Raw genomic sequence first — 21213 nt, forward strand, 5'->3', positions numbered from 1 at the left:
GATGACCGGGGCGCGGCGCGCGCGGGACAGGCCCGACCGGGCGCGGGCGTGTGTATTGGGGGCAGGCTCGCTTCGGGGGCGCGAGGCTCAGGCGGGGGCCCTCAGAAGGAGCACATTCGACACAGACAACGAGCACCGGGCGTCGTGATCGCCTCGGTCGCGGGGGCGCGGTAGCTCGTCGTGGTCATACGGCAAGTAAAACAGACATCAGACCGCCCACCGGGCGAGTGTCCGAATAGCGGAACAAAACGTCGCGCCATACGGACGGTACGGGAGGTGCGGCGACCGTGGTCCGGCCGCCTCGGCGGGCCCGGGCCGCGGCCGCTGCCACGGCTGTGACCTGCGCGGATACGGAGCGGACCGTGGCGGTGGCCGGATCCCCGCGCCCTTCGGGGGCGGTCGCGGACCGGCGTTCGCTGTGGTCAAGGCCACGGTCACCCGCCGCTTGCCGCGCGCGGGCGGAACACGGCCGGAACCCGGCCCGAGCACGGGCGGGCGGAGGCGGCCGGGGGCGCCCGCCGGGGGCCTTTTGCGCCGTAATACTCTCAGCTCCATGCTTGTCGCCCTGACGGTCGCGGTCTCCGTGGCCGCGCTCGTCCTCGCCGCCTGGTGCGGTCACGCCGCCTACCGCGACCAGCCCACCAAGGACTGGCACTTCATCGGCATGGCCGTGGTGACCCTGCTGGCGCTGGTCCAGGTCGTGGTCGGGGTCGTCCAGCTCGCGCGCGGCGAGCAGGCCGACGAGGGCTCGGTCATCTTCGTCTCGTACCTGCTGGGCGCCCTGTTGGCCGTGCCCGCGGCGGGCTTCCTGTCGTTGGGTGAGCGGACCCGCTGGGGTTCGGTGACGGTCGCCGCGGGGGCGGTCGTCCTGGCCGTGCTGGAAGTACGGCTCCACGACATCTGGGGAGGCTGACCCGATGAGCACCGAGGTACCGGAGACGTCCGGGGCGCCGGGCGGCGCGCCCGCCCGGCCGGCCCCCCTGGTCAAGGGGCCCGGGCTGCTGTTGGTCTGGCTGTACGGGGTGATGTCCGTGGGCGCCGTCTCGCGCTCGGCCTATCAGATCGCCACCGAGTTCGACCACGCGCCGCTGGCCTACTCGCTCTCCGCCGTCGCGGCCGCCGTCTACGCGTTCATCACGTACACCCTGGTGCGCGGCGGCGAGGCGGCGCGCCGGGCGGCCCTGGTGTGCTGCGCCGTGGAACTGGCCGGGGTCCTGACGGTGGGGACATGGGCGCTGGCGGACCCGTCCGCCTTCCCGGACTCCACCGTCTGGTCGGACTACGGCAGGGGCTATCTCTTCATCCCGGTGCTGCTGCCGGTCACGGGCATCCTGTGGCTGCGGAAGCGGGCCGCGGCGCGCGCGTGAGCCCGGGGCGGCCCGGACGCGTTCGAGAAGCGGAATCCCCGGTCGGCCTTCGCCGGTGCGCGGCGGACGGGGAGGATTCCGCCCTCACGTCAGGCGCTGGCCATGTACACGCGGTCGGCGGGCGTCTTCTCCAGCGTGACGAGCCGCAGCCGGGGACCGACCTGCTCCGTCGCCACCGGCGCGTACCCACGGCTGCGGTAGAGCCGCAGATTGCCCTCGCTGCGGTGGCCGGTGAAGAGCTGGAAGCGCCGCGCGGCCGGCTCCGCCGTGAAGTGGACCTCGATGGCGTCGAGCAGCCGTCCGCCGAGACCGTGCCTGCGCAGCCGCGGGTGGACGATGAGTTTCGCGATCCGCGCGGTGCCCGTCTCGTCGACGCTGCCGCGCACGGAGGCCACCACCTCGTCGCCGAGGCGGGCCACCAGGCCGTGTCCGCTGTCGAGTTCGGCCCGCAGGTCGTCGAGCGTCTGGGTCAGCGGCTCGATGGTGTAGTCGCCGTACAGCTCGGCCTCGTTCTGGTAGCACAGGTACTGGAGTTTCAGGATCTGTTCCGCGTCCTGCGCACGTGCCGCTGAGATGGTCACGCTCATGCCCATGTGTGCATGCCTCCCGCTCACTTGGTCCGCCGGTGTCTACCGCTCCTTTCCCCCGCGTTCAGGAGCCGCAACCTCCGCCGCCAGCATTCTGCGCAGGCATCCCAGGCATCTCGACCGCAAGGGCCCCAAACTGCCCTGTGACATACCCAACTCACCGGCCATCTCCCGGTAGGTGAGGTCCTTGGCGGACAGCATCGCCGTCAGCACACTCGGGCAGCGGCCCGGCGTGCGGCCGACCGCCGCGCGCACCGCCCTGTTCCGGTCGGTGCGCAGCACGATCCGCTCGGGGTCCGATTCGAGGTCGGCGGGGGGTTCGTGGCGGTACGTGCGTTCCCTGGCGGCGGTGCGCCGGGCGCGGCGCGCCTCCGCCCGTACGACGTCGCGCACCCAGCGCGCCGGGTCGCCGGGCGCCCCCGCCCGGGCCGGCCGCTCCAGCAGCCGCACCCAGGCGCCCTGTTCGAGGTCCCCGGCCTCGACGCCGGCCGCCGGCGCCTCCGCGGCGGCCTCGGCCCGGACCAGGGGCAGCAGCGCGCGGACGAGGCTTCCCGGCGCGGGCGCGGGCGCGATCGCCGGGGAGCCCGGCGCGCGCCCGGGTTCCGGCGGGCGGTGCGCCTCGGGCTGGGGCGGGCGGGGGGCGCGGAGGGGCCGGGTGGCACGGGCGGGCGTCATGTCCGGCGGGACGTCCGGGCGGTGGCGGAAGGTTGCCCCCCGGCCGGGCAGTCACCCGACCGGGGGAAACCGGCTCAGCGGCTGACGAAGTCCGCCCGCGCGAGCAGACCGGTGTCCGGGTTGTCGGTGAAGATCCCGTCGATGCCCTGCTCGAAGTAGGCCCGCAGTGCGCCGAAGGCGTCGCCGTACGCGTTCGGGTCCGTGCCGCGCCGGAAGTCGGCGGGCAGGAAGGCGTTCTCGTTGCGGAGCGTGTACGGGTGCAGGACCAGCCCCTCGGCGTGGGCGTCCCGGACGAGCGTGGTGGGCTTCCCGAGCCTGCCCGCGGCGTCCTTCGGGATGACGAGGTCGAGCGTCGGGCCGATGCCCTGCGCGAAGGACGCGATCCACTTCAGCCCCTCGGGCTTCACCAGATCGGCGACCGTCCGCGGGTCGCCCGCCACCGTGAAGTCCCAGGGGCGGCTGCCCGCCGCGTCGAGCAGGACGACGCGCGGCGAGTCGACCAGCTTCGCCATCCGCCGCATGCTGCTCGGCTCGAAGGACTGCAGGAAGATCGCGGAGTCGGCGCGGTCGCGGCGGTACTTACGGAGCAGCTTCGCGAAGGGCTCCTCCAGGCCGAGGCCGATGGAGCGGAAGTAGGTGGGGTGCTTGGTCTCGGTGTAGAGCCAGACGGTGCGGCCGAGGCGGCGGCCCTGCTCGTCGGCCCAGCGGAGCACCTCCTCGAAGGTGGGGACCGTCCAGCGGCCGTCGTAGAGCGTGTTGTGCTGCCGCACACCCGGGATGCGCTCCTTGGCGCGCAGGGTCTTCAGCTCGGCGAGGGTGAAGTCCTCGGTGAACCAGCCGGTGAGGCTGACCCCGTCGATGGACTTGGTGGCCTTGCGGTCGGCGAACTCCGGGTGGTCCGCGACATCGGTGGTGGCCGTGATGTCGTTCTCGTGACGGCACACCAGATGCCCGTCCTTGGTGGGCACCAGGTCCTGCTCGATCACGTGCGCGCCGAGGTCGAGGGCGTGCTGGTACGAGCCGAGGGTGTGCTCCGGGCGGTAGCCGCTGGCCCCCCGGTGGCCGATGACCGTGGGCACGGGGAGGGCCGGCCCCGACGGCCCGTGGCCGCCCCGTCCCCGCTCGGCGGCGACCGCCGCGGTAGGCAGCGCCGCGGCCGCCGAGCCGAGCACCGCCGCGCCCAGTACGGTCCGCCGTCCGGGCGTGTTCCGCGCACCCTGTGTCATGAACGCTCCTTCGATGTGGGTCCCGTGCCGGAGAATCGAGGTGAGCGTAGGCGGACGTCCCCTCCGTACGGGAGACCATCGCGCGAACGTGGTGGGAACACAGATCAACAGTGCGTATCCACTCCGTGAACCCGATGTGCGCCGCCCCCGGGCCGCGAGTACCGTACTCACCTGCACGGATTTACTCGGCCGTCCAACAACCGCACCACGACACCGGAGGACCCGTTGTCCCGCTTCGCCCTCATCAAGGCAGTGCTCGGGCCGGTCATGCGCCTGATGTTCCGTACGAGGGTGGAGGGCGCCGAGAACATCCCGCGGAGCGGCCCCGTAATCCTCGCCGGGAACCACCTCACCTTCATCGACTCGATGGTCCTGCCGCTGGTCTGCGACCGTCAGGTCTTCTTCATCGGCAAGGACGAGTACGTCACGGGCAAGGGGCTCAAGGGCCGGCTGATGGCCTGGTTCTTCACCGGTGTCGGCATGATCCCGGTGGACCGGGACGGCGGCCGGGGCGGTGTCGCGGCGCTGATGACGGGCCGCCGGGTGCTGGAGCAGGGCCAGCTCTTCGGCATCTACCCGGAGGGCACCCGCTCCCCCGACGGCCGCCTGTACCGGGGGCGTACGGGCATCGCGCGGCTGACGCTGATGACGGGCGCGCCGGTGGTCCCGTTCGCGATGATCGGCACGGACAAGCTCCAGCCGAGCGGTTCCGGCATGCCGCGCTTCGGCAAGGTGACGGTGCGCTTCGGCGAGCCGATGGAGTTCTCCCGGTACGAGGGCATGGACCGGGACCGCTATGTGCTGCGCGCGGTGACGGACTCGGTGATGACCGAGGTCATGGAGCTGTCCGGCCAGGAGTACGTGGACATGTACGCCACGAAGGCCAAGGCCGCGTAGGCGCTCCCCCGGGACAGCGGCCGGCCCTCAGTGTTCGACGCCGTCGTCCAGCTTCTGGCCCTTCAGCAGGAACCAGGCGGCCGCCGCCGTCGCCAGCAGGACCGCCGCGCCGAGGCCCGACGCCACGCGCAGGCCGTCGACGAAGGCGTCCTGGGCGGAGGCGAGCAGTTCCGCGCCCCCGGGGCCCGGCAGGGTGGCCGCGGCGTCCACCGCACCGCCCAGCGACTGGTGGGCCTGCGCGGCCGTCGCCGCGGGGATGCCGGGCGGGGTGGCGAAGTCCCGGTAGACGCCGGTGACGACGGAGCCGAGCAGCGCGATGCCGAGCGCCGCGCCCAGTTCGTACGCCGTCTCGGAGACCGCGGAGGCCGAGCCCGCCTGTTCCTTGGGGACGCTGGAGAGGATCACGTCCGCGGTGACGGTGAACGAGAAGCCCGCGCCGGCCCCGACGAGCAGCAGCACCGCGCCCAGCACCGGGTAGCCGGTGGACGCGCTCAGCCCGGTCATCACGGCGAGCGGGACACCGATCGCCGCGAGCCCGCCGGCCACCACCGCCCGTACGGAGAACCGGCGCGCGGCACGGCCCGCGAGCAGCCCGGTCACCACCGCGCCGATCGCCGCGGGCAGTTCGGCGACACCGGCCTCCAGCGGGCCGCGCCCCTGGACCAGTTGCAGGAACTGTGAGAGGAAGAAGACCAGCCCGGACAGGCCGAGGATCGTCAGCAGATCGGCCAGTACGGCACCGGAGAACCCCCGGTGGTGGAAGAGGCGCACGTCCAGCAGCGGGGCGGGCAGGGTGAGCTGGCGGCGTACGAACCAGTGGAGCGCGGCCACGCCGGCCACCCCGACCACCGCGACCTCCCAGGCCGCCCCGTGCGCGGCGGCCTCCTTGATCGCGTACACCACACCGACGATGCCGACGAGCGAGAGCGCCACGCTGAGCAGGTCCCAGGGGCCCGGGGCCGGGTTCTTCGACTCGGGGAGCGTACGGATGCCGACGAGGACGAGCACCGCCATCACGGGCAGGTTGATCAGGAAGACCGAGCCCCACCAGAAGTGCTCCAGCAGGAAGCCGCCGACGACCGGGCCGACCGCCGCGCCCGCCGACGCCATCGCGCCCCAGATGCCGATGGCGAGACTGCGCTCGCGGGGATCGTGGAAGAGATTCCGGATCAGGGCGAGCGTGGCCGGCATCAGGGTCGCGCCCGCGACCCCGAGCAGCGCCCGCGCCACGATCATCATCTCCGGGGTGGACGCGTAGGCGTTCAGCACGGAGACACCGCCGAACGCGACCGCGCCCGTCAGCAGCAGCTTCTTGCGGCCGATGCGGTCGCCGAGGCTGCCCATCGAGACCAGCAGGCCCGCGATGACGAAGGAGTAGATGTCGCCGATCCACAGGAGCTGTGTGCCGGAGGGTTTGAGGTCCTCACTGAGGAAGGGGGTGGCGAGGCCGAGCACGGTGGCGTCGACGGCCACCAGCAGCACCGCGAGGACCAGGACGGTGAGCGCGATCCAGCGCCCGGGACGGGGCCGGAACTCGGCGTCCGTCACCGCCGGGTGGGTGCTGGTCATGTGTCCACGCTCCGTCGCGCTCCGCCGAGCAGCAACTCGACGATCATGTACTGGAAGTCCTTGGCGGCGACCCTGCCGTCGTGGATCGCCCAGGCGCCGGCGCCGATGAGTCCGTACAGCGCCTCGGTCAGCCAGGCGGGGCTGAGGTCGATCCGGAAGTGGCCCTGTTCCTGGCCGCGCCGGAAGAGCGCGGAGAAGCGGGCGTCGATCCGGTCCCAGCCCTCGTTGACCTCGCCCTCGAAGAGCTGGTTCTCGGTGACGAGGAAGGCGAGGAGCCCGGCGACGGGTTCGACCCGGGCGACGAGCCGGCGCAGCGCCTCGTCCGCGGGGCCCTCGTCAAGACCGGCCCCGTCCAGGGCCGCCTCCAGCTCCTGGAGGCCGCGCGCCTCCAGCGCCTTGATCAGCGCGTCCCGCCCGGCGAAATGCCGGTGGAGAGTGGCCCGGCCGATGCCGGCGGCGCGCGCGACCTCGTCCATGGTCGCGGTCGGTCTGCGGGTGAGCAGGGCCGCGGCGGTGCGCAGCACCTGGTCCCGGTCGGTCGTCATGAGGCAACCATAACCCGAATGAGACATCAACGTCTCATTCAATGCGATGATCTACCAGAGAGCCGGAGAGGTGGAGTGGATGAAGCCACTGCTGCTGATCGATGTCGACGGTCCGCTCAATCCGTACGCCGCCCTGTCGGAGCCGCGGCCGCCGCACGGCTACACCGCGCACGTGATGCGCCCCTCGGCCTGGCCGTACCCGCAGCCGCTGACCGTGCTGCTCAACCCTGAGCACGGCACGGAGCTGCTGGCGCTCGCCGGCCGTTACGAGCTGGTCTGGGCCACGACCTGGGAGGGCGACGCCAACGAGTGGATCGGTCCGCACCTCGGGCTGCCGGAGCTGCCGTACATCAGCTGGCCCGAAACGCACGGGAGGACCCCGCGCGGGACCTTCTGGAAGACGCGGTACGTCCTGGAGTACGCGGCCGGGCGGCCGTTCGCCTGGGTCGACGACGAGATCACGCCGTACGACCGGGAGTGGGTGGAGCGGGAACACCTCACCCCCGCCCTGCTGCTGCGCGTCGACCCCGGCATCGGGCTGACCCGGCCGGACTTCGAGGCGCTCGCGCGGTGGGCGGCGGAGGAGTGACCCCGCGCCGCCGCCCACCGGCGGACCGTCACTTCCTGGCGGTCGCCCAGGCGTGCTGGATCACCAGGTCCGCCTTGACCTCGGCGAGCTGGGCGGCCACGGCGGAGGGGGCCGTGCCGCCCCGGCCGTTACGGGAGGCCAGCGATCCGGCCACGTTGAGCACCGACCGGACGTCCGGGGTGAGGTGCGCGGAGATCTTCGCGAACTGCTCGTCCGTCAGCTCGTCCAGCTCGATACCGAGCGACTCGCACTCCTTGACGCACTCCCCCGCGACCTCGTGGGCCACCCGGAACGGCACGCCCTGGCGGACCAGCCACTCCGCGATGTCCGTGGCGAGCGAGAAACCGGCGGGGGCCAGCTCCTCCATCCTGGTCCGGTTGACGGTCAGCGTGGCCATCATGCCGGTGAAGGCGGGCAGCAGGACCTCCAGCTGGTCGCAGGAGTCGAAGACCGGCTCCTTGTCCTCCTGGAGATCGCGGTTGTACGCGAGCGGCAGCGCCTTGAGCGTGGCCAGCAGCCCGGTCAGATTGCCGATGAGCCGCCCCGACTTGCCGCGCGCCAGCTCCGCGATGTCCGGGTTCTTCTTCTGCGGCATGATCGAGGAGCCGGTGGAGAACGCGTCGTGCAGGGTGACGAAGGAGAACTCCTTCGTGTTCCAGAGGATGATCTCCTCCGCGATGCGCGACAGGTTGACGCCGATCATCGCGGTGATGAAGGCGAACTCGGCCACGAAGTCGCGCGAGGCCGTCCCGTCGATCGAGTTGCCCACCGAGCCGCGCTCGAAGCCCAGGTCGGCGGCGACCGCCTCGGGGTCGAGGCCGAGCGAGGAGCCGGCCAGCGCGCCGGAGCCGTACGGGGAGACCGCCGTGCGCTTGTCCCACTGCCGCAGCCGCTCCGCGTCCCGGGAGAGCGACTGCACGTGCGCCAGTACGTGGTGCGCGAAGAGGACGGGCTGGGCGTGCTGGAGGTGCGTACGCCCCGGCATCGCGACGTCCGGGTTGGCCTCGGCGAGACCGACCAGCGCGTCCTGGAGGTCGGCGATCAGCCCGCCGACGATCCGCGCGTGGTCGCGCAGGTACATCCGGAAGAGCGTGGCGACCTGGTCGTTGCGGGAACGGCCGGCGCGCAGCTTGCCGCCGAGGTCGGCGCCGAGGCGCTCCAGGAGCCCGCGCTCCAGGGCGGTGTGGACGTCCTCGTCGGCGACGGTGCCGGTGAACGAGCCGTCGGCGACGTCCGCCTCCAGCCGGTCGAGACCGGCGATCATGCGGGTCAGTTCGTCGGCGGTGAGCAGTCCCGCCTTGTGGAGCACCCGGGCGTGGGCGCGGGACCCGGCGATGTCGTACGGCGCGAGCCGCCAGTCGAAGTGGACCGACGCCGACAGGGCCGCCAGCGCCTCCGAGGGACCGTCGGCGAAGCGTCCGCCCCAGAGCCGGACGTCACCGTTGTTGCTGCTCACTGCGGAACTCCTTGGAGGGTTCGTGAAGTCTCGAACATGGTGCCTGGAAGAAGCACGGCCGCCTCCCCGCCGTGGAGGAAGGGGGGAGGCGGCCGTCGTACGGGCGGGGTCGGCCGGGCTCGCTCAGGCGAGGTCGCGGCGGGCGGCGATCTTGGAGGAGAGGCCGAAGATCTCGATGAACCCCTGGGCCTTGGACTGGTCGAACGTGTCGCCCGAGTCGTAGGTGGCGAGGTTGAAGTCGTACAGCGACTCGTCCGACTTCCGGCCGGTGACGACGGCACGGCCGCCGTGCAGCGTCATCCGGATGTCGCCGGTGACGTGCTGGTTGGCCTCGTTGATGAAGCCGTCCAGGGCGCGCTTGAGCGGGGAGAACCACAGGCCGTCGTAGACGATCTCGCCCCAGCGCTGCTCGACCTGCCGCTTGTAGCGGGCCAGCTCACGCTCGACGGTGACGTTCTCCAGCTCCTGGTGCGCGGTGATCAGCGCGATGGCGCCGGGCGCCTCGTAGATCTCCCGGGACTTGATGCCCACGAGCCGGTCCTCGACCATGTCGATCCGGCCGATGCCCTGGGCGCCCGCCCGCTCGTTGAGCTGCTGGATGGCCTGGAGGACGGTGACGGGCTTGCCGTCGATCGCGACGGGGACGCCCTCCTTGAAGGAGATGATCACCTCGTCGGCCTCGCGCGGGGTGGCCGGGTTCGAGGTGTACTCGTACACGTCCTCGATCGGGCCGTTCCAGATGTCCTCCAGGAAGCCCGTCTCGACGGCGCGCCCGAAAACGTTCTGGTCGATGGAGTACGGGGACTTCTTGGTGGTCGCGATCGGGAGGTTCTTCTCCTCGCAGAAGGCGATCGCCTTGTCCCGGGTCATCGCGTAGTCACGGACCGGGGCGATGCACTTCAGGTCCGGGCCGAGAGCGGTGATCCCGGCCTCGAACCGCACCTGGTCGTTGCCCTTGCCGGTGCAGCCGTGGGCGACGGTGCCGGCGCCGTGCTTCTTGGCGGCGGCGACGAGGTGCTTGACGATCGTCGGCCGGGAGAGGGCGGAGACCAGCGGGTAGCGGTCCATGTAAAGGGCGTTGGCCTTGATCGCCGGGAGGCAGTACTCCTCGGCGAACTCGTCCTTGGCGTCCGCGACCTCGGCTTCCACCGCACCGCAGGCGAGCGCGCGCTTGCGGATGACGTCCAGGTCCTCGCCACCCTGGCCGACGTCCACGGCAACGGCGATGACCTCGGCGCCCGTCTCCTCGGCGATCCAGCCGATGGCGACGGAGGTGTCCAGGCCGCCCGAATAGGCGAGTACGACGCGCTCGGTCACGGGTTTCTCCTTACGATGCATTCACTGATGGGCATAAGTATGCATCCCTCCGTATGATTCGTCAATCTCGGAGAGTTTCTCGGAGAGATTGGAGTGACGTTTGAACGGGCGGCGTGATCACCTCGTACACCTCACCGAACGCAGGCGCCGCGTTGTACGACCCGCATGAACCGACGGAGCCGTCCGGCCACGCACCGGACGGCCCCCACCCCCGCCCTTATCCGAGTGAGGTTTCCGCATGTCCAGGGCTCTTCCGAAGTACAACAAGCGCCGTGTGCTCATCGCCGGTGGCGCCGCCGCGGTCGTCCTGTCCGGTGCCGTGATCGCCGGCAACGCCTTGGCCGGCGAGGGCGACAGCGGTGCGCAGGCCGGCTCGCCCGGCACGGTGAGCTGCCCGGCCGTCGCGGGCTCGCTCCCCGCGGTCCCGGCCTCCGCCCAGGCCGAGATCGACCGCAACCTCGCGCTCCTGGAGACCCAGATCTCCGAGGCGAACCAGCGGCTGATCGACACGGTCGGCCAGGGTGGCCCCAACTTCGTGCAGAACGCCATCCTCGGCCCGCTGGAGGACAAGCGCGTCGCCACCATCAACCGCATGGCCACCGCCATCGGCCGCACCGCCGAGAAGCCCGCGGGCCTCGACGCGCTCGCCCCCTGCACCCTGAACGCGGCGGGCGGCGGGGACGCGGGTGCCGGAGACGCCGGAGCCGGAGACGCGGGCGCCGGGGCCGGTGACGCGGGTGCCGGAGATGCCGGAGCTGGAGACGCGGGCGCCGGGGACGCCGGAGCCGGGGATGCGGGCGCTGGAGACGCAGGAGCCGGAGACGCGGGCGCCGGGGACGCCGGGGCCGGAGACGCGGGTGCCGGGGATGCGGGTGCCGGAGACGCGGGCGCCGGGAACGCCGGAGCCGCGGGCACGGTGAACTGCCCGGATGTCGCGGGTTCGCTCCCCGCGGTCCCGGCCTCCGCCCAGGCCGAGATCGACCGCAATCTCGCCCTGCTCAACACGCAGATCGCCGAGGCGAACCAGCGGATCACCGACACCGTCGGCCAGGGCGGCCCCAACTTCGTGCAGAACGCGATCCTCGGCCCGCTGGAGGACAAGCGCGTCGCCACCATCAACCGCATGGCCACCGCCATCGGCCGCACCGCCGAGAAGCCCGCGGGCCTCGACGCGCTCGCGCCCTGCACCCTGAACTGACCACTGGACCGGACCCATCGGACCGACCCCACCGACCGGGACGCCGTCGTTGCCTCTGAGCGACGGCGGCGTTCCGGTCGTGCGGCGCGATAATCACCCGTATGGGAAAACGCTATGAACGGATCGACGGCAGAATCCGCGCCTTCATCGAGGAACAGCCCGTTTTCTTCACCGCCACCGCCCCGCTCGCGGACGACGGCCACGTCAACCTCTCGCCCAAGGGGCGTGCCGGCACCCTCGTCGTGGTCGACGAGCTGACCCTGGCCTATCTCGACTTCGGCGGCAGCGGCGCCGAGACCATCGCGCACCTCCGGGAGAACGGCCGCATCACCCTGATGTGGTGCGCCTTCACCGGACCGCCCAAGGTGCTGCGGGTGCACGGCAGGGGTGAGCCGGTCTTCCGTGACGACCCGCGCTGGGCCACGTACATCCCGTACTTCGCGGAGGCCGACGGACCGGCCGCCCGCGCGATCGTCGTCGTCCACGCCCTGCGGATCTCCGACGCGTGCGGATTCGCCGTCCCCTTCATGGAGTACCGCGAGGAGCGCACCCAGCACGCCGAGCACTTCGGGCGGAAGTCCGACGAGGAGTTCGCCGCGTACTGCGCGAAGAAGGAACACGTCCCGGTGAGCCTCGACGGGCTCCCCGCGCTGCCGATGCCGCTGCCCGCGCGGACGGACCGGCCGGCTGAATCCGGGCTGCGTTCGGCCTAGCGCGCGGGCTCCCAGGGGGACGGCGGCGGACCCGCCGCGTACGGTCCGGGCCATGCGTACAGCTCGTACCGCCCGCAGCACCCGTATCGCGCGGGGCCTCCGTACCGCCCGTGGTCCCCGGACCGCGCGCGCCCTGGCCGTCCTCGCCGCCGCCACCCTGCTCGCCCTCGGCACCGGGACGCCCGCCGCCGGAACCGTCCACGGCGCCGGAACCGCCGACGCCCCGCTGCCCGAGCGGATGGCGGACACCGGCGGGGGCAGCCAGCTCCTCACCGCCGAGGCGCCCGGCACCGGGTCGACCACCGGCCGGCTCACCTGGTGGGACCGGCGGGACGGCCGGTGGGTGGCCGCCGGCTCCGCCGCCGCGCGCTTCGGGGCCGGCGGGCTCACCGAGGGCGCCGGCCGCCGGCAGGGCACCTCCACCACGCCGACGGGGGTGTACGCCCTGCCGTACGCGTTCGGGACCGCCCCCGCGCCCGCCGGGACCGCGTACTCCTACCGTCCCGTGACCGGGGCCTCCTGGTGGTGCCAGGACAACGCGTCGCGCGACTACAACCGCTGGGTGGAGGGGCTGCCCGCGGACTGCCGGGCCGCCGAGTCGGAGCGGCTCGCGGACTACGGGACGCAGTACTCCCACGCCATGGTCGTCGGCTTCAACTACGACCGCCCGGTGCGCGGCCGGGGCGCGGGGATCTTCCTCCACGTCGACGGCGCGGGCGCGACGGCGGGCTGTGTCTCCGTGCCGGCCGACGCGATGCGGGCCGTGCTGGCGTGGGCGGACCCGGCGCGCGCCCCGCACCTCGCGATCGGCACGGCGGACGGGCCGACCGCGCTGACCGCCGTCACCCGGTTCGGAGGAACCACCAAAGATTGAACTCGTCGCACCGCTGCCCCGCTTCTTTGAACCCGCCGTCACTCAAATCCGTATCGGCGGGCACGGAGGAGAGTTGAGGTGCAGTTCCCGTGGCGATGATGCACAACGGCCGGGCCGCCAGACGGCAGACCATGCGCGCGATCAGCCCCCAGCGGTCGGGCGCGCTGCCCCTGCTGCTGATGTGCTGGGCGGGCGCGGCCGCCGTCATGGCGCTGTGGTGGCAGAACACCGCGGTCGTCTACATGAACATGGCCGAGTGGCTGCTCGGCGGGGGCCGGCTCACCGGGCTGCTGGGCGGCTATCTGATCGCGATCGTGGTGCTGCTGATGGCGCGGGTGCCCGCGCTGGAGCGGCGGGTCGGTTCCGACCGGGTGGCGCGCTGGCACGCGGTGAGCGGCCGGTACGCGGTGAGCCTGGTGATCGCCCATGTCGTGCTGACGGTCTGGGGGTACGCGGTCCAGGCGAACAGCCCGGTCCTGGAGCAGACCGTCAACGTGGTCACCACGTTCCCGCGGATGATCGAGGCCACGATCGGGACGGTGCTCCTCCTCCTGGTCGGCTTCGTCTCGGCCGGTACGGTGCGCCGCAAGGTGCGCTACGAGACCTGGTACTACCTGCACCTCCTCACCTACGTCGCGGTCTACCTGACGTTCTGGCACCAGCTCGCCACGGGTGCCGAGTTCGTCGGCAACACGACGGCGACGACGGTCTGGTACGTGCTGTACGCGGCGGCCGGCGCCCTGCTGCTCTGGTACCGCGTGCTGACGCCGGTCCGGCTCAACATGCGCCACCGGATGCGGGTCGACTCGACGGTGTACGAGGCGCCGGGCGTGGTCTCCGTACTGATCACCGGACGGCGGCTGCACCGGATCGGCGCGCAGCCCGGCCAGTTCTTCCGCTGGCGGTTCCTCACCGACGGACTGCGCTGGAGCTCCAACCCGTACTCGCTCTCGGCGCCGCCGCGCCCGGATCTGCTGCGGATCACCGTCAAGGCGAACGGGGAGCACAGCGAGGCGCTGGCGCGGCTGGAGCCGGGCACGCGGATCTGGGCGGAGGGGCCCTACGGCGCGCTGACCGCGGGCCGGCGGAGCCAGGAGAAGGTGCTGATGATCGCGGGCGGGGCCGGTATCACCCCGATGCGGGCGCTGTTCGAGACGCTGCCCGGTGAGCCCGGCGATCTGACGCTGCTCTACCGGGCCAGCAAGACCGAGGACCTGGCGCTGTGGAGCGAGCTGCGCCAGATCGCGTCGGCGCGCGGGGCGCGGCTGCTGTACGCGGTCAACGGTCCCGACGGGGTCCGGCCCGAGATCACCCCCCAGCGGCTGCGCGAGCTGCTGCCGGACATCGACGACCACGACGTGTACGTGTGCGGACCCACCGGGCTCGCCCGTCAATCGTACGAAGCCCTGCGCGAGGCGGGCGTGCCCGCCCGGCGCATCCATCACGAGTCCTTCGAAATGTGAGGCAGCCGGTGAAGAGGAAGCATCCGCTCCGGCGGATCATGATCGGTGTCGCCGCGACCGCGTCGGGCATAGTCCTGCTGCTCGCGCTGAAGCAGCCCGGCGGTTCCTCGGTGGTCGGGGCGACGGCGCCCCCCGGCTCCGCGGCCGGCGCGGCGGCGGGGGGCGCCGGGGCCACGGGCGGGCAGCCGCTGCTCGGGGACGCCGTGAACACCCAGTACGGCCCGGTCCAGGTGCGGCTCACCATGGCCGGCGGCAGGATCACCCAGGCCGAGGCGGTGCAGGCGCCGGGCTCGGACGCCCGCTCCAAGTCGATCACGGCCGACGCCGTACCGAAGCTGAACCAGGCGGCGGTCACCGCGCAGAGCGCACAGATCGACGCCGTGACGGGCGCCAGCTACACCAGCAAGGGCTACCAGGAATCGCTCCAGAGCGCCCTGGACAAGGCGGGCACGGCCGGTACCGGCGGTACGGGCGCGGACGCGGGCGGCGGTTCGGTCGAGGCGGGCGGCGAGACGGGCGCGGGAGCGAGCGGAGGCGCCGGAGCGAGCGGGGGCGCGGGCGCCGGGTCCGGCGGCTCCGGGGCGGACGCGGGGACCGGCACCGGGGCGGGGTCGGGGCCGGACACCCCGCCCGCGGCGCCCGCCGCCCCGAAGACCGTCCTCGGGAGCGCGGTCGACACCCAGTACGGCCCGGTCCAGGTGCGGATCACCGTCGCGGACGGGAAGGTCACCGCGTCCGAGGCGGTCCGGGCCCCCTCCTCGGACGCGCGCAGCAAGTCGGTCACCGCCGACTCCGTACCGAAGCTGAACCAGGCGGCGGTCACCGCGCAGAGCGCACAGATCGACGCCGTGTCCGGTGCCAGCTACACCAGCAAGGGCTACCAGGAATCGCTCCAGAGCGCGCTCGACCAGGCCGGCCTCTGATGGCGCCCGAGGGGGCGCGGCTGCGCCATGTCGAGGAGTCGATGGGGACGGTCTTCTCGTTCGACATCCGGGGAGTGCGGGACCGGCCGCGGGTACGGGCGGGGCTCCAGGCGGCGGTGGCCTCGCTGCACCGCGCGGACGAGATCTTCTCGACGTACCGCCCCGACAGCCAGATCTCGCGGCTGAACCGGGGTGAGCTGACGCTCTCCGACTGTCTGACGGAGGTCGTGGAGGTGCTCGACCTGTGCGCGGAGGCCGAGCGGGAGAGCGACGGCTGGTTCACCCCCCGGTACGCGGGCGGGGTCGACCCGACGGGGCTGGTGAAGGGCTGGGCGGTGGAGCGGGCGGCCCGGATGATCGCCTCGTCCGGGGCGGCCTCGGTCTGCCTCAACGGCGGCGGCGACATCCAGCTGGTGGGCGGCCCGTGGCGGGTGGGCATCGCCGATCCGCTGCACCCCGGGGATCTCGCCACGGTGATCGAGACCGACCAGGGACTGGGCGTGGCCACCTCGGGCCCCGCGGAGCGCGGTTGCCATGTCCTGGACCCGCACACGGGCGAGGCGCCGGACGGGGGCCTGGCGTCGGTCACCGTGGTCTGCGAGGAGGGCGTGACGGCGGCGGACACCCGGGCGACGGCCGCGTACGCGATGGGCGAGCGGGCGCGGGAGTGGCTGGAGGCGCTGCCGGGCACCGAGGGTTTCGCCGTCACGCCGCACGGCGGGACCTGGGCGACGAGCGGCTTCCACCGCCATGTGGCGACGGTGGGGGTCTGAGCGGACGGCACACGGGCGGCGCCGTATCCGTATCCACCGCACGTGCGGGCGGGTCCGTACCGACGCGAGCCGGGCGGCCCGGGGACAACCCGGGCCGCCCGGACGGCGGTTGAGCACCGGGGACGCCGACCGCACACCCCCTGGGGCGGGTTCAGCGGTCGTTCTGGGCCAGTTTCAGCAGGTGGTCCGCGAGGGCCTGGCCGCCCGCCGGGTCGCGGCTGATCAGCATGAGGGTGTCGTCACCCGCGATCGTGCCGAGGATGTCGCTCAGTTCGGCCTGGTCGATGGCGGAGGCGAGGAACTGGGCCGCGCCCGGCGGGGTGCGCAGGACGACGAGGTTGGCGGACGCCTCGGCGGAGATGAGGAGTTCACCGGCGAGGCGGCGCATCCGCTCCTCCTTGGCGGACTCCCCCAGCGGGGCGTGCGGGGTGCGGAAGCCGCCCTCGCTGGGGACCGCATAGATCAACTCACCGTTGGTGTTACGGATCTTGACCGCGCCCAGTTCGTCCAGGTCGCGGGAGAGCGTCGCCTGGGTGACGCTCAGCCCGTCGTCCGCGAGCACTTTCGCCAGCTGGCTCTGGGAGCGCACCGGCTGCCGGTTGAGGATGTCGACGATCCGGCGGTGGCGGGCGGTTCTCGTCTGCGGCACGGACGGCCCGCCGTGCTCCGCTTCCTGGGCGTGGGCGTCGGTCATCGTCGTCGTCTCATTTCTCAGGATCGTCCGTCCCCGTGCGCGTCGTCGAGGATGCCGGGAAGAGCCTCCAGGAACGCGTCCACCTCGGAGTCGCCGATGATCAGGGGAGGCATCAGCCGTACGACGTCGGGGGCGGGGGCGTTCACCAGGAAACCGGCACCCTGGGCCGCCTGTTGCACCGTCGGCGCGTGCGGCCCGGTGAGCACGATACCCAGCAGCAGTCCCGAACCGCGGACGTGGGAGACGAGCGGGTGGCCGAGGCCCTCGACGCCGTCGCGCAGTTTCTCGCCGAGCCGCTTCACCTGGTCGAGGCAGCCGTCGGCGGCGAGCGTGTCGAGCACGGCGAGTCCGGCGGCGCAGGCGACCGGGTTGCCGCCGAACGTCGTGCCGTGCTGGCCCGGCTTGAGCAGGTCGGCGGCGTCCCCGAAGGCGAGGACCGCGCCGAGCGGCAGACCGCCGCCGAGGCCCTTGGCGAGGGTGACGACATCGGGCTCGACGCCCTGGTGCGCCTGGTACTCGAACCAGCTTCCCGTCCGGCCGACGCCCGTCTGCACCTCGTCGAGGACGAGCAGGGTGCCGGTGGCACGGGTGATCTCCCGGGCGGCCTCCAGATAGCCCTTGGGCGGGACGACCACACCGTTCTCGCCCTGGATCGGCTCGATGATCACCAGCGCGGTCTCCTCGGTGACCGCGGCGCGCAGTGCGTCGGCGTCCCCGTACGGGATGTGGGTGACGTCGCCGGGCAGCGGCAGGAAGGGCGTCCGCTTCGCGGGCTGGCCGGTGAGCGCCAGGGCGCCCATGGTCCGGCCGTGGAAGCCGCCCTCGGTGGCGACCATGTGGGTGCGGCCCGTCAGCCGGCCGATCTTGAAGGCGGCCTCGTTGGCCTCGGCGCCGGAGTTGCAGAAGAACACCCGTCCCGGGCGGCCGGAGAGCTGGATCAGCCGCTCGGCGAGGACGACGGGCGGCTGGGCCACGTACAGGTTGGAGACATGGCCGAGGGCGGCGATCTGCCGGGTGACGGCGGCCACGACCGCGGGGTGTCCGTGGCCGAGCGCGTTCACCGCGATGCCGCCGACGAAGTCGGTGTACCCGGTGCCGTCGGCGTCCCAGACGCGGGCGCCCTCGCCGCGTAGGAGGGAGAGTCCGGGCGTCCCGTAGTTGTCGGCCATGACGCCCTGCCAGCGCTGGATCAGCTCCTGGTTGCCGGTCACTTCGCTCCCTCTCCCTCGGTGTGCGTCCGTACGATGTCCCGCGCGTGGGCCCGCGCGCCGGGGGCCTGCCCGTCCGGCACGACCATGGTCCCTATGCCCTCGTCGGTGAAGATCTCCAGCAGGATCGAGTGCGGGACCCTGCCGTCGAGCACGCGTGCCGTGGTGACCCCGTTGCGCACGGCGAACAGGCACCCTTCCATCTTCGGCACCATGCCGCTGGACAGCTCGGGCAGCAGCGTCTCCAGCTGGGTGGCGGTGAGCCTGCTGATCACCTCGTCGCTGTGGGGCCAGTCCTCGTACAGGCCCTCCACGTCGGTGAGGACCATCAGCGTCTCGGCGCCGAGCGCGGCGGCGAGCGCGGCGGCGGCGGTGTCGGCGTTGACGTTGTAGATCCGGCCGTCGTCGGCGCCGCGTGCCACGGAGGAGATGACCGGGATCCGGCCGTCGGCGAGCAGGGCCTCGACGGCGCCGGTGTCGATCGCGGTGATCTCGCCGACCCGGCCGATGTCGACGAGTTCGCCGTCGATCCGTGGCCGGTGCTTGACGGCGGAGATGGTGTGCGCGTCCTCGCCGGTCATGCCGACGGCGAGCGGGCCGTGCTCGTTGAGCAGGCCGACCAGTTCGCGCTGGACCTGTCCGGCGAGGACCATCCGTACGACGTCCATCGCCTCGGGCGTGGTGACGCGCAGGCCGGCCTTGAACTCGCTGACCAGGCCGTGCCGGTCCAGCGCGGCGCTGATCTGGGGGCCGCCGCCGTGCACGACGACCGGCTTGAGGCCGGACTGCCGCAGGAAGACGACGTCCTGGGCGAAGGCGGCCTTGAGCTCCTCGTCCACCATGGCGTTGCCGCCGAACTTGATGACGACGATCTTCCCGTTGTGCCGGGTGAGCCAGGGCAGCGCCTCTATGAGGATGCGGGCCTTGGGCAGCGCGGTGTGCTTGCGGGTGCTCATGAGCTGTACGCGCTGTTCTCGTGGACGTACTCGGCCGTGAGGTCGTTGGACCAGATGACCGCCGTGTCCGTACCGGCGGACAGGTCGGCGGTGATGCGGACCTCGCGGTAGCGCATGTCGACCAGCTCGCGGTCCTCGCCGACGGAGCCGTTCTTGCAGACCCAGACGTCGTTGATGGCGACGTTCAGCCGGTCGGGCTCGAAGGCGGCGCCGGTCGTACCGATCGCGGAGAGCACCCGGCCCCAGTTGGGGTCCTCGCCGTGCAGGGCGCACTTGAGGAGGTTGTTCCGGGCGATGGAGCGGCCCACCTCGACGGCGTCGTCCTCGGTCGCCGCGTTGATCACCTCGATCCGGATGTCCTTCGAGGCGCCCTCGGCGTCCCCGATGAGCTGCCGGGCCAGATCGGCGCAGACCGTACGGACGGCCTCCGCGAAGGCGTCGTACCCGGGGGTCACCCCGGAGGCGCCGGAGGCGAGCAGCAGGACGGTGTCGTTGGTGGACATGCAGCCGTCGGAGTCGACCCGGTCGAAGGTGGTACGGGTGGCGGCGCGCAGCGCGGTGTCCAGCACGGCCGTCTCGACGTCGGCGTCGGTGGTGAGGACGACGAGCATGGTGGCGAGGCCGGGGGCGAGCATGCCCGCGCCCTTGGCCATGCCTCCGACGGTCCAGCCCGCGCCGCCCGCGACGGCGGTCTTGTGGACGGTGTCGGTGGTCTTGATGGCGATGGCGGCCTTCTCGCCGCCGTGCTCGGAGAGGGCCGCGGCGGCCGTGCCGATGCCGGGCAGCAGCTTGTCCATGGGCAGCGTGACGCCGATGAGGCCGGTGGAGGCGACGGCGATCTCCCCGGCGCTGTGGCCGGTCAGGACCTCGGCGGTGTGCTCGGCGGTGGCGTGGGTGTCCTGGAAGCCCTTCGGCCCCGTACAGGCGTTGGCGCCGCCGGAGTTGAGGACGACGGCGGAGACGGTGCCGCCCTTGAGGACCTGCTCGGACCAGAGGACGGGGGCGGCCTTGACACGGTTGGAGGTGAAGACGCCCGCGGCGGCGCGGCGCGGCCCCTCGTTGACCACGAGGGCCAGGTCGGGTCCGCCGTTCTCCTTGATCCCGGCGGCGATGCCCGCCGCCGTGAATCCCTTCGCTGCGGTGACGCTCAAGGTGCCACTCCGATCGTGGTCAGTCCGGTGGACTCGGGGAGTCCGAGGGCGATGTTCATGCTCTGCACCGCGCCGCCGGCGGTGCCCTTGGTGAGGTTGTCGATGGCGCTGACGGCGATGACGCGCTCGGCCGCCTCGTCGTACGCGACCTGGAGCTGGGTGGCGTTGGAGCCGTACACGGAGGCGGTGGCGGGCCACCGGCCTTCCGGGAGGAGGTGCACGAAGGGCTCGTCGGCGTACGCCTTCTCGTACGCGTCGCGTACGTCCTGGGCGGTGGTGCCGGACGTGGCCCGGGCGGAGCAGGTGGCGAGGATGCCGCGCGGCATGGGGGCGAGGGTGGGGGTGAAGGAGACGGTCACCCGCTCGCCCGCGGCGGCGCTGAGGTTCTGGATCATCTCGGGGGTGTGGCGGTGGCCGCCGCCGACGCCGTACGGGGTCATGGAGCCCATGACCTCGGAGCCGAGCAGGTGCGGCTTGGCGGCCTTGCCGGCGCCGGAGGTGCCGGAGGCGGCGGTGATCACGGCCTCGGGCTCCACGAGTCCGGCGGCGAACGCGGGGAAGAGGGCGAGCGAGACGGCGGTGGGGTAGCAGCCGGGCACCGCGACGCGCTTGGACCCCTCCAGCGCGGCGCGGGCGCCCGGCAGCTCCGGGAGGCCGTACGGCCAGGTCCCGGCGTGTGCGGAGCCGTAGAACCGCTCCCAGTCGGCGGCGTCCTTGAGCCGGAAGTCGGCGCCCATGTCGATGACGAGGACCTCGTCGCCGAGCTGCTCGGCGACGGCCGCGGACTGCCCGTGGGGCAGCGCGAGGAAGACGACGTCGTGGCCGGCCAGGACCTCGGCGGTGGTGGGCGCGAGGACGCGCCCGGCCAGGGGGAGCAGATGCGGCTGGAGCCCGCCGAGCGTCTGTCCCGCGTTGGAGTTGCCGGTGAGGGCTCCGATCTCGATCTCGGGATGGGTGAGCAGCAGACGGAGCAGTTCCCCGCCCGCGTATCCGCTCGCTCCTGCCACCGCTGCACGTACAGCCATCGAAAAA

At 72.5% G+C, this 21213-nt stretch carries 21 protein-coding genes and 1 pseudogene; 10 read left to right on the forward strand and 12 right to left on the reverse strand.

Annotation, left to right across the window (positions count from 1 at the left end):
- Positions 1–553: 553 nt before the first annotated feature.
- Together ACFTZC_RS04695 and ACFTZC_RS04700 are read left to right on the forward strand one after the other, a co-directional pair.
- A complete protein-coding gene (locus ACFTZC_RS04695) occupies positions 554–913 on the forward strand; it encodes a hypothetical protein (protein WP_382886829.1) in 360 nt (119 codons plus the stop codon).
- A 4-nt stretch (positions 914–917) separates the two neighbouring features.
- Complete coding sequence (locus ACFTZC_RS04700) at positions 918–1367, forward strand: hypothetical protein (protein ID WP_382886830.1); 450 nt, start codon at positions 918–920, stop codon at positions 1365–1367.
- A gap of 89 nt (positions 1368–1456) precedes the next feature.
- Here the strand turns inward: ACFTZC_RS04700 and ACFTZC_RS04705 are convergent, their stop codons facing one another.
- From ACFTZC_RS04705 to ACFTZC_RS04715, 3 genes are all read right to left on the reverse strand, one after another.
- Positions 1457–1960: a GNAT family N-acetyltransferase gene (locus ACFTZC_RS04705; protein ID WP_382886832.1), complete on the reverse strand. Its 504-nt coding sequence runs from the start codon at positions 1958–1960 to the stop codon at positions 1457–1459.
- A 36-nt stretch (positions 1961–1996) separates the two neighbouring features.
- Positions 1997–2629 (reverse strand): sigma-70 family RNA polymerase sigma factor, encoded by a 633-nt coding sequence (locus ACFTZC_RS04710; protein ID WP_382886834.1) that lies wholly within the window; start codon positions 2627–2629, stop codon positions 1997–1999.
- Positions 2630–2703: 74 nt separating this feature from the next.
- Positions 2704–3855, reverse strand: coding sequence for a glycerophosphodiester phosphodiesterase (locus ACFTZC_RS04715; RefSeq protein WP_382886836.1), 1152 nt, complete (start codon positions 3853–3855; stop codon positions 2704–2706).
- A 134-nt stretch (positions 3856–3989) separates the two neighbouring features.
- Between ACFTZC_RS04715 and ACFTZC_RS04720 the strand changes: the two are divergent.
- Positions 3990–4752: pseudogene (locus ACFTZC_RS04720) on the forward strand (lysophospholipid acyltransferase family protein).
- 27 nt (positions 4753–4779) lie between these two features.
- Here ACFTZC_RS04720 and ACFTZC_RS04725 read toward each other — a convergent pair.
- Positions 4780–6321 (reverse strand): MFS transporter, encoded by a 1542-nt coding sequence (locus tag ACFTZC_RS04725; RefSeq protein ID WP_382886838.1) that lies wholly within the window; start codon positions 6319–6321, stop codon positions 4780–4782.
- A complete protein-coding gene (locus ACFTZC_RS04730) occupies positions 6318–6866 on the reverse strand; it encodes a TetR/AcrR family transcriptional regulator (protein ID WP_382886840.1) in 549 nt (182 codons plus the stop codon). The genes ACFTZC_RS04725 and ACFTZC_RS04730 overlap by 4 nt, the downstream gene beginning before the upstream one ends.
- Before the next feature lie 79 nt (positions 6867–6945).
- On the opposite strand from ACFTZC_RS04730, the gene ACFTZC_RS04735 reads away from it, so the two are divergent.
- Positions 6946–7455, forward strand: coding sequence for an HAD domain-containing protein (locus ACFTZC_RS04735; RefSeq protein ID WP_382887239.1), 510 nt, complete (start codon positions 6946–6948; stop codon positions 7453–7455).
- Between the two features lie 28 nt (positions 7456–7483).
- Here the strand turns inward: ACFTZC_RS04735 and argH are convergent, their stop codons facing one another.
- A complete protein-coding gene (argH, locus tag ACFTZC_RS04740) occupies positions 7484–8911 on the reverse strand; it encodes an argininosuccinate lyase (protein ID WP_382886842.1) in 1428 nt (475 codons plus the stop codon).
- Between the two features lie 123 nt (positions 8912–9034).
- Positions 9035–10228: an argininosuccinate synthase gene (locus ACFTZC_RS04745; RefSeq protein ID WP_382886844.1), complete on the reverse strand. Its 1194-nt coding sequence runs from the start codon at positions 10226–10228 to the stop codon at positions 9035–9037.
- 238 nt (positions 10229–10466) lie between these two features.
- Here ACFTZC_RS04745 and ACFTZC_RS04750 point away from each other — a divergent pair, with 238 nt between their 5' ends.
- The 6 genes from ACFTZC_RS04750 (at position 10467) to ACFTZC_RS04775 (ending at position 16172) form a co-directional block, all read left to right on the forward strand.
- A complete protein-coding gene (locus ACFTZC_RS04750) occupies positions 10467–11426 on the forward strand; it encodes a hypothetical protein (protein ID WP_382886846.1) in 960 nt (319 codons plus the stop codon).
- A 101-nt stretch (positions 11427–11527) separates the two neighbouring features.
- A complete protein-coding gene (locus tag ACFTZC_RS04755) occupies positions 11528–12139 on the forward strand; it encodes a pyridoxamine 5'-phosphate oxidase family protein (protein WP_382886848.1) in 612 nt (203 codons plus the stop codon).
- Between the two features lie 52 nt (positions 12140–12191).
- Entirely contained in the window at positions 12192–13013 is an 822-nt protein-coding gene (locus tag ACFTZC_RS04760) for a L,D-transpeptidase (RefSeq protein ID WP_382886850.1), read from the forward strand.
- 95 nt (positions 13014–13108) lie between these two features.
- Positions 13109–14476 carry a ferric reductase-like transmembrane domain-containing protein gene (locus ACFTZC_RS04765; protein ID WP_382887241.1) on the forward strand — a complete coding sequence of 456 codons (1368 nt, stop codon included), beginning with the start codon at positions 13109–13111 and terminating at the stop codon, positions 14474–14476.
- Between the two features lie 8 nt (positions 14477–14484).
- On the forward strand, positions 14485–15399 hold the full coding sequence (locus tag ACFTZC_RS04770) for an FMN-binding protein (protein ID WP_382886852.1): 915 nt from the start codon (positions 14485–14487) through the stop codon (positions 15397–15399).
- Positions 15399–16172: an FAD:protein FMN transferase gene (locus ACFTZC_RS04775; protein WP_382886854.1), complete on the forward strand. Its 774-nt coding sequence runs from the start codon at positions 15399–15401 to the stop codon at positions 16170–16172. The genes ACFTZC_RS04770 and ACFTZC_RS04775 overlap by 1 nt, the downstream gene beginning before the upstream one ends.
- A gap of 151 nt (positions 16173–16323) precedes the next feature.
- Here ACFTZC_RS04775 and ACFTZC_RS04780 read toward each other — a convergent pair whose 3' ends face one another.
- The 5 genes from ACFTZC_RS04780 to argC are packed head-to-tail and all read right to left on the reverse strand — an operon-like array spanning position 16324 to position 21206.
- A complete protein-coding gene (locus ACFTZC_RS04780; protein WP_382886855.1) occupies positions 16324–16866 on the reverse strand; it encodes an arginine repressor in 543 nt (180 codons plus the stop codon).
- A 17-nt stretch (positions 16867–16883) separates the two neighbouring features.
- The gene (locus ACFTZC_RS04785) at positions 16884–18077 is read right to left on the reverse strand and encodes an acetylornithine transaminase (RefSeq protein ID WP_382886857.1); all 1194 of its coding nucleotides are present in this window, start codon (positions 18075–18077) and stop codon (positions 16884–16886) included.
- A complete protein-coding gene (argB, locus tag ACFTZC_RS04790) occupies positions 18074–19030 on the reverse strand; it encodes an acetylglutamate kinase (protein ID WP_382886859.1) in 957 nt (318 codons plus the stop codon). The genes ACFTZC_RS04785 and argB overlap by 4 nt, the downstream gene beginning before the upstream one ends.
- Positions 19027–20181: a bifunctional glutamate N-acetyltransferase/amino-acid acetyltransferase ArgJ gene (gene argJ, locus ACFTZC_RS04795; protein ID WP_382886861.1), complete on the reverse strand. Its 1155-nt coding sequence runs from the start codon at positions 20179–20181 to the stop codon at positions 19027–19029. Before argJ ends, argB begins: the two co-directional genes overlap by 4 nt.
- Entirely contained in the window at positions 20178–21206 is a 1029-nt protein-coding gene (gene argC / locus ACFTZC_RS04800) for an N-acetyl-gamma-glutamyl-phosphate reductase (protein WP_382886863.1), read from the reverse strand. The genes argJ and argC overlap by 4 nt, the downstream gene beginning before the upstream one ends.
- Positions 21207–21213 lie beyond the last annotated feature (7 nt).

It is taken from the genome of Streptomyces sp. NPDC056987 (assembly GCF_042673865.1).
Lineage (GTDB): Bacteria > Actinomycetota > Actinomycetes > Streptomycetales > Streptomycetaceae > Streptomyces.